A 14,521-nucleotide genomic window follows, 5' to 3' on the forward strand; every position below is an offset into this window, starting at 1 on the left:
ATAAAGTTGTAGTTTTAAAAGTTACAGGTACAAGAACAAAGGTTTTATGGAGAATTTTGATATTATAAAGGATAAGTTAGAGGGATTTGTAAAGAAGTATTACATCAATGATTTGATAAAAGGAGTGATTCTTTTCTTTGCAATAGGAGTGTTGTATTTCTTTTTAACGATGATGATAGAATACTTTCTTTGGTTAAGTCCGGTAGGTCGAACAATTCTGTTTTGGTTATTTGTAGCGGTAGAGTTTGGTCTGTTTGTTAAGTTTATTTTGATACCTGTAGCTAAGTTATTTCGCTTAACAAAAGGAATCGATTATAAAGATGCTTCCACGATTATAGGAAATCATTTTCCTGAAGTAGATGATAAGTTATTGAATCTTTTACAACTTAAGGATAGCAATGAGGAATCTTCACTATTGCTTGCAAGTATAGATCAAAGATCAAAAGAACTACGTCCGGTTCCATTTTCTTTGGCGATCAATTTTAAAGGAAATATTAAGTTCCTTAAATATGCAGCAATTCCTACAACTATATTTTTAGTTCTACTGGCTATCAATAGAATAAGTTGGATTTCTGATAGCTACGATCGGGTTGTAAATTACAATGTGGCTTACGAGCCACCAGCTCCGTTTAGCTTTTTTATTGTTAATGATGAATTGAATGCTTTCGAACATAAGGATTATATACTCAAGGTTAGAACTAGTGGTGAAATTGTACCTGAGACTGCTACGTTGACCTATAATGATGAGGTGTATTTTATGAAGAATACGGGCGTAGGAGAGTTTGAATATGTTTTTGTGCAACCCAAGGAATCGATTGATTTTGTGATAAGTGCTAATAATATTAGCACGAATTCATATACTTTAAATGTAGTTCCTATCCCTGCACTTTTGGATTTTACGATGTTTTTAGATTATCCAGGGTATACTAAGAAGACGGATGAAAGTTTGAAAAGTTCTGGTAATGCGACTATCCCAGAAGGAACCAAAGTGAAGTGGATGGTGTTTACTAGAAATACAGATAAGGTGGATATTAAAACCAAGGATAGTATTATTCCTCTTAATGGAGATGAAAATGAGTTTGATCATGAAATGAAGATTTTCTCCAATATGGATTATGAGATAACAACCTCTAATGACAATGTAAAAAATTATGACAATCTATCATTTACTTTGAATGTGGTGAAAGATCAATATCCAGAGCTTAATTTAAGATCAGAAAAAGATACTTTGGACAATAGAACGATGTATTTTTCTGGAAGGATAAGCGATGATTATGGATTGAGTAGTTTGCGTTTAGTGTATTATAATATAGAAGAATCGGACGATAGAAAAACAGTCAATCTTCCCATAAGAGGTTTGGTTTTTGACGAATTCATTTATGCTTTTCCCGGAGATCTGCAGTTAGAAGATGGGGCTAACTATGAGTTCTATTTTGAAGTTTTCGATAATGATATAATACATAATTACAAAAGCTCAAAAAGTCAGGTTTTTGATTTCCGGAAATTGACAGATATAGAAAAGGAGGAAGAATTATTACAGAAGCAGAATGAAGCGATTTCAGGATTAAATAAATCTTTGGATAAATTCAAAAAGCAAGAAGAAGAGTTAAAGGGTATAAGTAAACTTCAGAAAGAAAAGAAAGAATTAAATTTTAATGATAAGAGAAAATTGGAAGATTTTCTAAAGAGACAGAAGCAACAGGAAAAGATGATGCAGGAGTTTTCAAAACAGTTAAAAGATAATTTGGAAGAATTCAATAAGGAAAAAGAAGAACCATTTAAAGACGCTTTGAAAGAAAGGTTGGAAAGGAATGAAGAACGATTGAGGAAGAATCAAAAGTTATTGGAGGAAATAGAGAAGCTATCTGACAAAATCCAGAAGGAAGAGTTAACCAAAAAACTGGATGAGCTTGGTAAGGAAAATAAGAATTTGAAGAAAAATCTTGAGCAATTATTAGAGTTAACAAAGAGATATTATGTAACAGAGAAGCATGAAAAGATGGTGGAAAAGCTATCGGAATTGTCGGATAAACAAGAGCAGTTATCAGAGAAAGGCGAGAAAGAAAACACTAAAGAAGAACAGCAAAAATTGAATGATGAATTCAAGGATGTTCAAAAAGAATTGGAAGAATTAAGAAAAGCTAATGAGGATTTGAAGAAACCTATGGACCTGAAAATGGACAAGAAAGATGAACAGGATATAGAAAAGGATCAGAATGAAGCTAAGGAAAATTTGGAGAATAAGAAGAATAATGAGGCGAAGAAAAATCAAAAAAGCGCTGCTCAAAAGATGAAGCAGATGAGTAACAATATGAAGATGCAGATGAACATGGCAGGTGGTGAACAGCAAATGGAGGACATGGAAATGCTGAGACAAATATTGGACAATCTGGTTGACTTTTCTTTAGGACAGGAAGACTTAATGAAGGACTTTAAAGGTATAGATAGAGACAATCCAATCTATTCAACAAAGTTAAGAAAGCAAAGTGTGTTGAGGGAGAATTTTATTCACATAGATGATAGTTTATATTCTCTTGCATTAAGAACTCCGCAGATTACAGAAAACGTTACTCAAAAGTTAACAGATATAGAATTTAATATCGATAAATCTTTAGAACGTTTAGCTGAAAATCAAATCGTACAAGGTACAGCAAACCAGCAGTACACGATTACTGGTTCCAATGATTTGGCGTATTTATTAAGTAGAACCTTGGATCAAATGCAGAATAGTATGTCTGCAGCAGGTAAAGGACAAAGTGGTCAAAACGAATTCCAACTTCCTGATATTATTAAGCAGCAAGGAGAGTTGAACGAACAAATGCAGAAGGGTATGAAGAAAGGAGATAAAAAGAATGGTGAACAGGAAGGCCAGCAGAATGAAGGAAACCAAGGGGAGCAAAAAGAAGGAGAACAAGGAAAAGGAAAAGAAGGAGAAAGAGGCAATAAGAATAGTGATGGAGAACAGCAGAATGGAGAAGGTCAGCAGGATAAACTACAGGAAGATTTGAGTGGGGAACTATACGAAATATATAAGAAGCAACAGGAATTAAGAAATGCATTGTCTGATCGAATAGAGAAGTTAGGTAAAGGAAATGGAGAAGGAAGCGAGTTGTTGCGTAGAATGGAACAGGTAGAACAGGAGTTGTTGGAGAAAGGTTTTAATGAAAGAACCTTAAGCAGAATGTTGAACTTGAAACATGAGTTGTTGAAACTTAAGGATGCAACCTTTGAGCAAGGTGAAGAGGAGAAAAGAGAAAGCGAGACAAATCAAAGATTGTATGAAAATACAGGTAGGATCCAACTAGAAAATGCTAAACAATATTTCAATACTACAGAGATATTAAACAGACAAGTATTACCTTTGCGGCAAAATTACAAGAAAAAGGTACAAGAGTATTTCAAGAAAGAAAATGATTAACTTTTATTACGAGATAAGCATAGAGCATTTAAACGAACCTAAATTAATGGATTGGTTAAATGTGGTTGCTCGTTCTGAAGATAAAAATATAGGAGAAATAAGTTATATTTTTTGTGATGACGAATACCTGCTTGAGATTAACAAAAAGTTTCTGGATCATGACACTTATACGGATATCATAAGTTTTGATGACACAGTTGGAAACTTATTAAATGGAGATATTTTTATCTCGCATGAGAGGGTTGTGGATAATGCAAGAAACTATGATGTGTCGGTAGAAGAAGAATTAAGAAGAGTAATGGTTCACGGACTGTTGCATTTTTGTGGTTTTAAGGATAAGACGGAGAAAGAAGCTTCTCTTATGAGACAAAAAGAAGATGAAAAACTAAGGATGTTCCACGTGGAACATCCTTAGATGTAATATAAATTTGTTCCACGTGGAACAAATTTTTCAAGAAAATGATTAACGTTCCACGTGGAACAATGAGATAAAATTATGTTTGATACAGAGTATGATGTTGTGGTTGTGGGAGGCGGACATGCGGGAAGTGAAGCAGCGGCGTCAGCCGCTAATTTGGGTTGTAAAACATTGTTGATTACAATGAATTTGCAAAACATTGCGCAGATGAGTTGCAATCCTGCTATGGGAGGAATTGCAAAAGGACAGATCGTTCGAGAGATTGATGCGCTCGGAGGGTATAGTGGAATCGTGAGTGATCGAACGGCGATTCAGTTCAAAATGTTGAACAAATCAAAAGGTCCTGCGATGTGGAGTCCAAGAGTTCAAAGTGACCGAATGCGATTTGCAGAAGAATGGAGATTGCTTTTAGAACAGACTGAGAATTTAGATTTTTATCAGGAAATGGTTAGTGGTCTGTTGATCGAAAATGGAGAGATCAAAGGAGTAAAAACATCTTTGGGAATTGAGGTAAAAGCGAAGACAGTCGTTTTAACCAATGGTACTTTTTTGAATGGTTTAATTCATATAGGAGAAAAGCAATTTGGAGGAGGTCGAGCAGGTGAAAGAGCGGCTACAGGAATTACTGAAGAATTGATTGATTTAGGTTTTGATGCTGGTAGAATGAAAACAGGAACACCTCCAAGGGTGGATGGAAGATCTTTGGATTATTCAAAAATGGTAGAGCAACCTGGAGACGATTTGCCGGAGAAATTTAGTTACAGTGATAAAACAAAACCGCTCTCCGAACAACGATCTTGTTTTATGACATACACTTCTCCGTTGGTTCATGATTTGTTGAAGGAAGGTTTTGATCGTTCTCCAATGTTTAATGGAAGAATCAAAAGTATAGGGCCTAGATATTGTCCATCGATAGAAGATAAAATTAATCGCTTTTCTGAAAAAGACAGACATCAGATTTTTGTGGAACCGGAGGGATGGAATACTGTAGAGATGTATGTAAACGGCTTTTCTACTTCGTTACCAGAAGATGTACAATTTAAAGCCTTACGTTCTGTAGCTGGTTTTGAAAACGTAAGATTTTTTCGACCGGGATATGCTATCGAGTATGATTATTTTCCACCTACACAGTTATCACACACATTAGAAACGAAATTAGTTTCTGGTTTGTTTTTTGCTGGACAGATTAATGGAACTACGGGATATGAAGAAGCAGCATCTCAAGGTTTGATGGCGGGAATAAATGCTGCTTTAAAAGTTCAGGAAAAGGATGCTTTCATTTTGAAAAGAAGTGAAGCTTATATTGGGGTGTTGATTGATGATCTAATCACTAAGGGTACAGAAGAGCCATATCGAATGTTTACATCAAGAGCAGAGTATAGAACTTTGCTAAGACAAGATAATGCTGATTTTAGATTAACACCAAAATCTTTTGAGATTGGTTTAGCTTCTGAAGAACGAATGCGAAGAATGGAACAAAAGGAAAAAAAATCATCAGACTTTGTTCAATTCTTCAAAGATACAAGTGTAACCCCAGAAGAGGCAAATCCGGTTTTAGAATCAAAAAATTCTGCTCCAGTAAAACAGAGTGGAAAGATGTTTAAATTATTTGCTAGACCTCAAATTACATTAGAAGATATCCAAAAGTTCAAAAAAGTTCAGGAATACATCAAGGATCAAAATTTGGATAAAGAAGTCTTGGAGCAAACAGAAATTCAAGTAAAATACTCAGGGTATATTGAAAAGGAGAAAAATAATGCGGATAAATTGAATCGATTAGAGGATATTAAAATTCCGGAAAATTTCGATTACTCCAAACTGAAATCTTTGTCTTATGAAGCCAAAGAGAAAATGTCAAAGATAAAACCGGCAACGGTTTCTCAGGCATCTCGAATAAGTGGAGTATCACCAAGTGACATTTCTGTGCTATTAGTTTATATGGGGAGATAATGAAAAGTGTAATTTGCAAACAAGATAGAGCGCTAAAAGGAAAAATACTTTCTGCTTTAATTTTGTGTTTTGCCATTTTTTATGCGTTTCAAAATACAGAGCCGTTAGTAAGCAGAGTTCTTTTTTTGGTTGGGAGTTTACTATTGTTTGGTTTTTCCGTTTCTTATAAGATTACAGAGAATTTTCAGAATAGAAAATTGTATTCAATCTATGGCGTTGTAATTTTTAGTTCAAAATTGGAGTTAGATTTTCCGGATTATATTTCAATTTTCTCTGGATCATTTTCTGTGAATAATGAGTGGGGAGCGGTAAGTGCAATTGGAACTAAAGAACGACATGAAAAATTAGTAGTTCGTTTTTTTACGGGAAATAAATATGTTTCTCTTTTTAAGACGGAGAATTATAAAGAAGCATTACAAAAGGCAGAAGAGTTAAGTAAATTGTTGGAGGTAAAAATTCACGACACCACCAAAGAATAGTTCCACGTGGAACACAAAATAAAAAGTATCCAATAGTAGATACTTTTTTTGCGTTTTGTCATGAGAGTTGTGTTTAATGTAAAACAAAATACCAGTACTAAATTGTGAATGTTTTGGAAAAGAAAAAACAAAAAGAAGAACAACCCATTTTTGTGAGCTGTAAAGATCATACAGTTTCTGGAGAAACTTTTCATTTGATTTCTGATACGAACTACGATATGTTGGTGACTACTCCAAAACCTAAAGAAGAGAATTTAGGAAAATACTATGAGAGTGAAGATTATATTTCTCATACCGATCATAAAAGATCTCTTTTTGAGAAAATCTATCATTTGGTAAAGTCTTATGCATTACATAAAAAAGTTGGATTGATTACTAAGCTGAACAATGGATCGGGAACTATTTTGGATATTGGAGCGGGTACTGGCGATTTTTTATCAAAAGCAAAAAAAGAAGGTTGGACAGTGTCTGGAATCGAGCCAAACGAACAGGCAAAACAATTAGCCCAACAAAAAGAGGTTTTACTAGACACAAACACTGATGATTTTGAAGATCACTCTTTTGATATAATTACGCTTTGGCATGTACTAGAACATGTTCCCGATTTACAACACCAAATACAAGAAATAAAACGATTACTAAAACCAGGAGGGTATGTTCTTGTAGCTGTTCCTAATTTTAAATCTTATGATGCTACACACTACAAATCTTTTTGGGCTGCTTTTGATGTTCCTAGACATTTGTGGCATTTCTCAAAAAATGCAATTCAAAAGTTATTTGCAGAACAAGGATTGAATTTGACACAGACCTTACCCATGCATTTTGATGCATATTATGTGTCACTATTGTCCGAAAAATATAAAACAAGTAAAATGAATTTTTTGAGTGCTTTTTGGATTGGATTTCGTTCTAATATAAAAGCAATACGTTCAAAAGAGTATTCGTCCCATATTTATGTGCTCAAAAATTCATAATTCCTATTTTGAGATGTTTTTTATCTAATATTTGACCGTTTCTAATAAAACTACATTGCTTTTTTAAAAAAGTGGCTTAAATCGGCTTATTTTAAGTGGGTTTTAATAGGATTTATAAATGATAGGTTAAATAAGTATTGTTTTTACTTATATATTGTTTTTTTAAACTGAATAATCAATTTTATGAGTTGAACTTTGATATTTTTGCCCAGAACTAATTTTTTGAAACATGAGAAAATTTTTATGGATTGCAAGCGTTGCTTTTATTTTGGGATCATGCAATCAACAGGTAGAAAAAACAGCTTACGTAAATAATACAAAAGTAGTTTCTGATTTTAAAGAAATGAAAACTGCTCAAGAAAAATGGACAAAACGAAATAATGAAGTTAGAGCCGAACTTGAAGCAAAAGCTAAACAATTTCAGATAGAGGTACAGGGATTCCAGAATATCGCCAACCAAATGTCTAAATCTAATAGAGAAAAGAAACAGCAAGAATTGGTTGTAAAGCAACAAGAGCTTCAAAGAGAACAACAATCAAGAATGCAAGAGATTCAGCAAGGAAGCCAGAAAGAAATCGATTCAATTATCAATAAAGTGAAGAATTTTATCAAAGACTACGGTAAGAAAAATGGATATACCTATATCTATGGAGATACCGAAGTAAGTAATATTCTGTATGGAAAGGAAGAATTAGATATTACCGAAAAAATTCTAAAAGAATTGAACGGGGAAGAAGTTAAAACAGAAGAATAAAGTATAATTTTTTATACGTTATATAGACTCCATCAACACGTATTGATGGAGTTTTTTTATGTCCATTTTGCAGAAGAAAAATGTTAATAAACGATCGTTTTTTAACGCTTTTTTGGTAACAAAATGGGGGAGATTTTAACTTTACTATTTTACACTTTATCGAAAAAAGTTGCCTTTTTCTGAATTTATTTAACGTTTAAAATGTTGATAAAATCCAGCTTTTTTTAATGATTTTCTATGATTTTCAGCGAATTTGATGCTGATTTTCAGGGAGATTTTAGTCTTTTTCGAACCCATATTTGGTTTTTTTAACGTATTACAATTGCTTGATTAACAAAAAATTATGTATATTATTCAATTATAAGGATGTATCTTATGAATGAGTCCAATAGGACTTGAAAAAATAAGTCAGAAAATTATTACAAAAAAAATTAAAATTTTCGTTTGATATAAATATTTAATTTATAATTTTATGACTTGGTAAAAAATATATTAACAATATTATTAACAAGCGCCCCAAATCGCTTCGTTGATAATTTGCATATCCACCCCTTTAAAAGTGTGATATCATGAAAAGTAAACTTAACCTCATAATGCTCGTCTGTGCGCTATCGTTCATTAATAGCAATGAACTTTGGTCGCAAAGAACTATTGGGGCTCCTGAACTTCAAGATTTTGCGGCTTGTGCCGATAGCTTTTTCAACTCCTTTACCGTCATTGCAACACTCTCTCCTGGGGATGCACTTCCTTCTAATAATGAGTTCATCTTAGAACTTTCTGATCCCAATGGTAGTTTTGACGACCCAAATGCGATTACCATACTTGATACAGCACCAGGCCCAAATAATGGTTCGGCTTCAGAATCCGAGATTCGTTTTGAGAATTTTCCGATTCCCGAGGATGCCAATAGCGACAATTACAGGTTAAGAGTACGTACAACCACGGATCCTCCGATTTTTAGTACTTTGTCCGATCCAACTGCGTTTCATTTTTTTAGAAACGATATTGATTTGTTTTTAAACGAGCGGCAAGATGTTATTTTATGTAACGTAAGCTCCTTTTCCAAAACATTAACAATTCGACTGGAAGATCTGGACGGCAACGCTGTTCCTGCCGATTCTTTTGAGTGGGAGTGGTTTAGGAACGGATCGCTCATTGTAGGTGAAACAACACCAAATCTGGTCGTCACCGAGGTCGGCACCTATTTTGCCAGGATCCCGCTGGGCAACTGTCAAAACTTTTTTACATTCGAAGAAACCAACCGAGTAGACGTATCTTTAATAGATGTGTCTACAGCGTTTATAGAAAATGCTGATCCAATGGGTGATTTTGCATTTTGTCCAAACGATACCAAAGTACTACAGTCTAGTCTTCAAGACACCAGATTTACCTATCAGTGGTTTAAAGATGGAGTTGCGATCGAAGGAGAAGTAGGACCAACGATAACCTTACCTACCAATGAATTTGCAGGAGATTATACGCTAACAGTTATTTTAAGTGAGGATTGTACAATTCCTACTAATTCAGTAACAGTAGTTAATGAGGGTTCTTCGATTACACAACCTTTGCCAGAAAATTTAATTCTTTTACCAACGCAAATAATCAATCTGGAAATCATGACAGATGCTCCAGATGGGAGTACCTTCAGATGGTTTGTAGAAACCAATCCACAAAGTCAAGGGGTTTTGTCTGGTGGAACAACCTCTCTAGAAGCTCAATTTGTCGGTTTGTACAGAGTAGAAATTGATGCTTTAGATGCTTGTAATAGTTTCTTATTTTCAGAATCAAACATATTAGCGCCAACCGGTTTTACCGTGGTGATTGGGCCACAAGGAGAAAACGTCTGTGACTCTGATTCTTTTGTGCTAGAACTCAAAGAAATCATAGGTCAAACGACAGTAGATGGGCTAGAAGTACCACTTACCGAAGAACAATTAGGGTTTTTTGATTATGAATGGCGTCGAAACGGAATCCCAACAGGTGATACCACTACATCGATAACTGTATCAAGCTCAGATATTGGAGATGTATATACACTTTTTGCTTCATTAAGAACGGGAGAGTTTACAGATGTTCCTTCAAATGATTTAACGGTAGCACCAATACCGCCAGGTACGGTGATCACCGCAGATCCTTTGGTGCTTACAGAAGGAGGTTCGGTAACCTTGTCTGTGCCATCTGATCCAGGATATACCTATCAGTGGTTTACCGTGGTAGATGGAGAAGATGTGCCGATCGATGGAGAAACCAATAATACGCTGGTAGTGACCGAACAAGGCGAATACGGAGTGACAGTAACTTCTGCCATTTGCGAGGTTCGATTGGATCCTGTAACCATAGGCTCACAAGGGGTAACTGAGATAATTCCAAATATTATTACACCAAACGGTGATAATATCAATGATAATTGGTTTTTGCCAGACTCTTTGTTCAATCAGGCAGATGTAGAAGTAACAATTTATGATATCAATGGTCAAGTTGATTTTTCAGGGGTTAGTTATCAAAATAACTGGCCTTTTGAGAATTCTAAATCGTCGGGTCAAAATCCGATATATTATTACATAATAACTAAAAACAACTCCGTCGTCAGAAAAGGTTCGATAACGGTAATGAGATAATTTTATGGTCAGAAAATTACTTGTATTAATAATATGTTTTTCTCTTAACATGGTTAGAGGGCAAGAAGAAGACGCTACAGTTTTTGGGGTGCTTCCTACGGACATACCTACCCATAACTTGGTTAAATATAACCGTTTTTACTTCAACCCCACCTTTTCTTTAGTTCGTGAAAACAAAAAATCAATCAATGCCTATAACAAAACACAATGGGCAGGTTTCAATGATAATCCACAAACATATTTAATCAATTACACCGCCAATTTTGATGAGAAAACAGGAGTTGGTATAGGTCTGCATCAGCAAAATGAAGGGATTTACAGATATTTTGGAGGTATTGCCAATTTTGCGTACAACTTGGAGTTCGACAGAGATATGAATTTTACGTTTGGGTTAAACCTGGCGTTCTCGCAAAGTGGTCTGAAATCGAATATCGATTCTGCCACTAGTATCGTTTTGAATAATGGAGTAGAAGTAAGTGATCCAACGATATTAAATTTTGAAAACAGTTCGGTATTTACGTTATCCCCTGGGGTTAACTTCAATTATGCAGAGTTTGATGTAGGGGTTTCGGTATCCAATCTTGCAGCATATAACCTGAGTGGTAGCGAATTATTAACGGATAACATGGCATTTACAGGCCATGTAATGTACACAACTAGCTTACAGAGGAGGTCCGATAAGACGATACGAGGTATGGCATATGCAAATATGTTAACCAGTGCCGACGAGGCCGAAAGCGATTCAAGTTTGCGATATGGTGGAAACGTGATCGTAGAGTTTCCGGAATTAGGTTGGGCACAGGCCGGTTACAATAGTTTTTATGGTGCCTCTTTGGGTATTGGTGGTAATATCACAGAAAATGTATCTGTGGGATATACCTACGAGATGGGCCTTGGAGACACCAGCAACTTTGGTTCTACTCATGAGGTAGGATTAGCCTATAATTTCCAGAAAGAAAAACCAAGACGACGAAGAGGTGGACCTAAGTCTAGTACTCAAAAAGCATATGAAGAGAGAGACTCTGAAATCAGAAGATTGAAGAAAGAAATTCTTGAACAGAATAAGATTATTAGAGAACTTCAGGATGAACAGGGAACCACTCAAAGTAATGAGCAACGAGCAATGAGTGAGCTTGAACGATCTATTGCTGAAGCCAAAGAAAAAGAAGCAAAAGCAGCAAGAGAACTAGAGTTACAACGAGAAGAAGAAGTAAAGTTACTTAACAAACAAGCTGAAGAAGAACGTCTGGCTGCACAAAGAGCGCTTGAAAGAGAATTAGACGAACAAGGAGATGAAGAGCAAGGGTTAGCTTCTCAGAAAGCAATAGAAAAAGAAGTTACCGTTGAAGAATCTGAAGAGCAAAGAATAGCTGCAGAAGAAGCGGCAAGAGAGGCAGAAGCCGCCAAAGAGCAGGCTGCAGAAGAGGCCCGTATTGCACAGGAAGAAGCTGCAAGAGAAGCCGAGGCTGCTGAACAACAGGCTGCCGAAGACGCTCGTGTTGCTCAAGAAGAAGCTGCAAGAGAAGCCGAAGCTGCAAAACAACAAGCCGCAGAAGAAGCTAGACTTGCAGAACAACAAAGAGTAGAACAAGAGCAAGAAGCTGCCCGTATTGCTGCCGAAGAGCAACGTAAAGAAGAAGCGGCAAGAAGTCTAAGAGAATTAGAAAGAACAACTAGTCAAGTGATCTCTGATGGTGATTCTGATGCGTTGAGAAGTCAGGCAGACCTAGTAAGATCGAATCAGTTTATTCCTGATCCTGAAAAAGAAAGATTATTGGCGGATATCGATGCAAAGATTGCTGAGAAACAAGCTGATGATATTCAGGAATTGATTGCACAAACAAGATCAGTGATTAGCGAAGGAGACTTAGAAGCTCTTAGATCTCAGTTAGGAATAGTACAAGCAAGCGGTATCTTACCTCAGGCAGATTTAGATGGCCTGGTAGGAGAGCTTAATGCCAAGATTGCAGAGAAGGAAGCCGAGGCTACTGCCGCTGCCGAAGAAGAAAGATTACGTCAGGAGGCTGCAGATGCTGCGCGTGTTGCAGAAGAGCAACGTCAGGCAGAAGAAGCACGTAATATCAGAGAATTAATTGATCAAACAAGAACGATACTTAATGAGGGTGATTTAAATGCCTTGAGATCACAGTTAGATGTTGTACAGGGTAGTACAATTTTACCACAGGCAGATGTAGATGGTCTTGTCGGAGAGCTTAATGCTAAGATTGCCGAGAAAGAAGCTGAAGCGGCCCAGTTGGCAGAACAACAACGAAGTATCAGAGAATTAATCGATCAAACAAGAACGATACTCAATGATGGAGATTTAAATGCCTTGAGATCACAGTTAGATGTTGTACAGGGTAGCACAATTTTACCACAGGCAGATGTAGATGGTCTTGTTGCAGAGCTTAATGCCAAGATTGCCGAGAAAGAGGCTGAAGCGGCCCAGTTGGCAGAACAACAACGAAGTATTAGAGAATTAATTGATCAAACAAGAACGATACTTAATGAGGGTGATTTAAATGCCTTGAGATCACAGTTAGATGTTGTACAGGGTAGCACAATTTTACCACAAGCAGATGTAGATGGTCTGGTAGGAGAGCTTAATGCTAAGATTGCCGAGAAAGAGGCAGAAGCTGCGAGACTGGCAGAAGAAGAAAGATTACGTCAGGAAGCTGCGGAAGCTGCTCGATTAGCAGAAGAGCAACGTCAAGCTGAAGAGGCACGTAGAGTTCAAGAGTTAATCGATCAAACAAGATCTGTTATCGCTAATGGTGACCTAGATGCTTTAAGATCGCAATTAGGTATCGTACAAGGAAGCGATATCTTACCACAGGCAGATGTAGATGGTCTGGTGGGAGAGCTTAATGCTAAGATTGCCGAGAAAGAGGCAGAAGCTGCGAGATTGGCAGAAGAAGAGCGATTACGTCAAGAAGCAGAAGCTGCCGCTGCCGCTGCTGCTGCTGAAGAGGAGAGAAAAAGACAAGAGGCTGCCGCCGCTGCCGCTGCTACTCAAGAAAATGAAGAAGGTCTTGATGAAATTAAGAAAGAACTTGATGACAATACACGTATCTCTAGTAAGCTATTCGCTCGACGAGACTCATTATTAACAACGAGTTTGAATGTAGATAAACGAGGATTTAATAAGTTACTTGAATCATTAGTAAGTATGAACGACGATGCTGAAGAAGCTAAAGATTCAGACCCTACAAGTTCTAAGAGACTTTCAGCAAATAACAGGTTCATCAAGTTTGCTGATGCAACTCGACCTGAAGCACAATATGCAACTAAGTATATCCCAGGATATCCAGAAGGATATTATCTGATTGGTAATGTATTCAAGGGAGGAACATACGCACAAAAGTTTACGGAGACCTTAAGTGATCTAGGATTTAATAATTCTAAGATCATCTTAAACCCAGAAAATCAATTCCAGTACGTAGCAATCGAATACTACGAAGATAAGGATGAGGCGGCCGAGAAATATCTAAACAGTATTGATAATAGATACTATGGAGATATGTGGATCCTGCATATTGCGAAGAGTAGAGTAGCATCGTACAAGAAACTGCTACAAGAGACGAGATTGATCACCGATACAGTAAAAGATGATACGGTATTGACCGAGAGTCTATCTTATATCGGAGGACATAATATTGAAAATGGATATTATTTGATTACCAATATTTTTAAGAGAGAGAACTATTTCGAAAGAGGTATGGAGAAATTGAGATCACAAGGACTTGAGCCACAGTTTTTCAGAAACCCGAAAGATAACTATATCTATGTGTATCTGAAACGATTTGATGATCTGGATAGTGCGAAACAGAGTTTATTCTCGAATGTAGAAGGATCGTTCAGTGGAGACTTATACATCTTGAAAATACAGTAAATGAATACCCAACGTAAA

Annotated in this window: 8 protein-coding genes; all 8 read left to right on the top strand. The window is 36.3% G+C overall.

Annotated elements, in window-relative coordinates:
• Positions 1-46 precede the first annotated feature (46 nt).
• The 8 genes from ACXAGJ_RS04420 to ACXAGJ_RS04455 all read left to right on the top strand — a co-directional run bounded on the left by ACXAGJ_RS04420 (position 47) and on the right by ACXAGJ_RS04455 (position 14,503).
• Positions 47-3,418, top strand: coding sequence for a hypothetical protein (locus tag ACXAGJ_RS04420; protein ID WP_474837484.1), 3,372 nt, complete (start codon positions 47-49; stop codon positions 3,416-3,418).
• Positions 3,411-3,833: an rRNA maturation RNase YbeY gene (ybeY, locus tag ACXAGJ_RS04425; protein WP_474837486.1), complete on the top strand. Its 423-nt coding sequence runs from the start codon at positions 3,411-3,413 to the stop codon at positions 3,831-3,833. The genes ACXAGJ_RS04420 and ybeY overlap by 8 nt, the downstream gene beginning before the upstream one ends.
• 81 nt (positions 3,834-3,914) lie before the next feature.
• Entirely contained in the window at positions 3,915-5,786 is a 1,872-nt protein-coding gene (gene mnmG, locus ACXAGJ_RS04430) for a tRNA uridine-5-carboxymethylaminomethyl(34) synthesis enzyme MnmG (protein WP_474837488.1), read from the top strand.
• A complete protein-coding gene (locus ACXAGJ_RS04435) occupies positions 5,786-6,265 on the top strand; it encodes a hypothetical protein (protein WP_474837490.1) in 480 nt (159 codons plus the stop codon). The genes mnmG and ACXAGJ_RS04435 overlap by 1 nt, the downstream gene beginning before the upstream one ends.
• A 104-nt stretch (positions 6,266-6,369) precedes the next feature.
• Positions 6,370-7,239 carry a class I SAM-dependent methyltransferase gene (locus ACXAGJ_RS04440; protein ID WP_474837492.1) on the top strand — a complete coding sequence of 290 codons (870 nt, stop codon included), beginning with the start codon at positions 6,370-6,372 and terminating at the stop codon, positions 7,237-7,239.
• 229 nt (positions 7,240-7,468) lie between these two features.
• Positions 7,469-7,993, top strand: a complete 525-nt coding sequence (locus ACXAGJ_RS04445; protein WP_073316027.1) for an OmpH/Skp family outer membrane protein — start codon at positions 7,469-7,471, stop codon at positions 7,991-7,993.
• Positions 7,994-8,562: 569 nt separating this feature from the next.
• The gene (locus ACXAGJ_RS04450) at positions 8,563-10,611 is read left to right on the top strand and encodes a T9SS type B sorting domain-containing protein (RefSeq protein ID WP_474837494.1); all 2,049 of its coding nucleotides are present in this window, start codon (positions 8,563-8,565) and stop codon (positions 10,609-10,611) included.
• Between the two features lie 4 nt (positions 10,612-10,615).
• Positions 10,616-14,503 (top strand): PorP/SprF family type IX secretion system membrane protein, encoded by a 3,888-nt coding sequence (locus tag ACXAGJ_RS04455; protein WP_474837496.1) that lies wholly within the window; start codon positions 10,616-10,618, stop codon positions 14,501-14,503.
• Positions 14,504-14,521: the final 18 nt, after the last annotated feature.

The sequence above is a fragment of the Aquimarina sp. AWH4_224 genome (genome assembly GCF_056160245.1).

What these genes read in the sequence shown, in the direction of transcription:
- ybeY (WP_474837486.1), top strand. Translation starts at nt 3,411, where the DNA reads ATGATTAACTTTTATTACGAGATAAGCATAGAGCATTTAAACGAACCT.
- ACXAGJ_RS04420 (WP_474837484.1), top strand. Translation starts at nt 47, where the DNA reads ATGGAGAATTTTGATATTATAAAGGATAAGTTAGAGGGATTTGTAAAG.
- mnmG (WP_474837488.1), top strand. Translation starts at nt 3,915, where the DNA reads ATGTTTGATACAGAGTATGATGTTGTGGTTGTGGGAGGCGGACATGCG.
- ACXAGJ_RS04445 (WP_073316027.1), top strand. Translation starts at nt 7,469, where the DNA reads ATGAGAAAATTTTTATGGATTGCAAGCGTTGCTTTTATTTTGGGATCA.
- ACXAGJ_RS04450 (WP_474837494.1), top strand. Translation starts at nt 8,563, where the DNA reads ATGAAAAGTAAACTTAACCTCATAATGCTCGTCTGTGCGCTATCGTTC.
- ACXAGJ_RS04435 (WP_474837490.1), top strand. Translation starts at nt 5,786, where the DNA reads ATGAAAAGTGTAATTTGCAAACAAGATAGAGCGCTAAAAGGAAAAATA.
- ACXAGJ_RS04455 (WP_474837496.1), top strand. Translation starts at nt 10,616, where the DNA reads ATGGTCAGAAAATTACTTGTATTAATAATATGTTTTTCTCTTAACATG.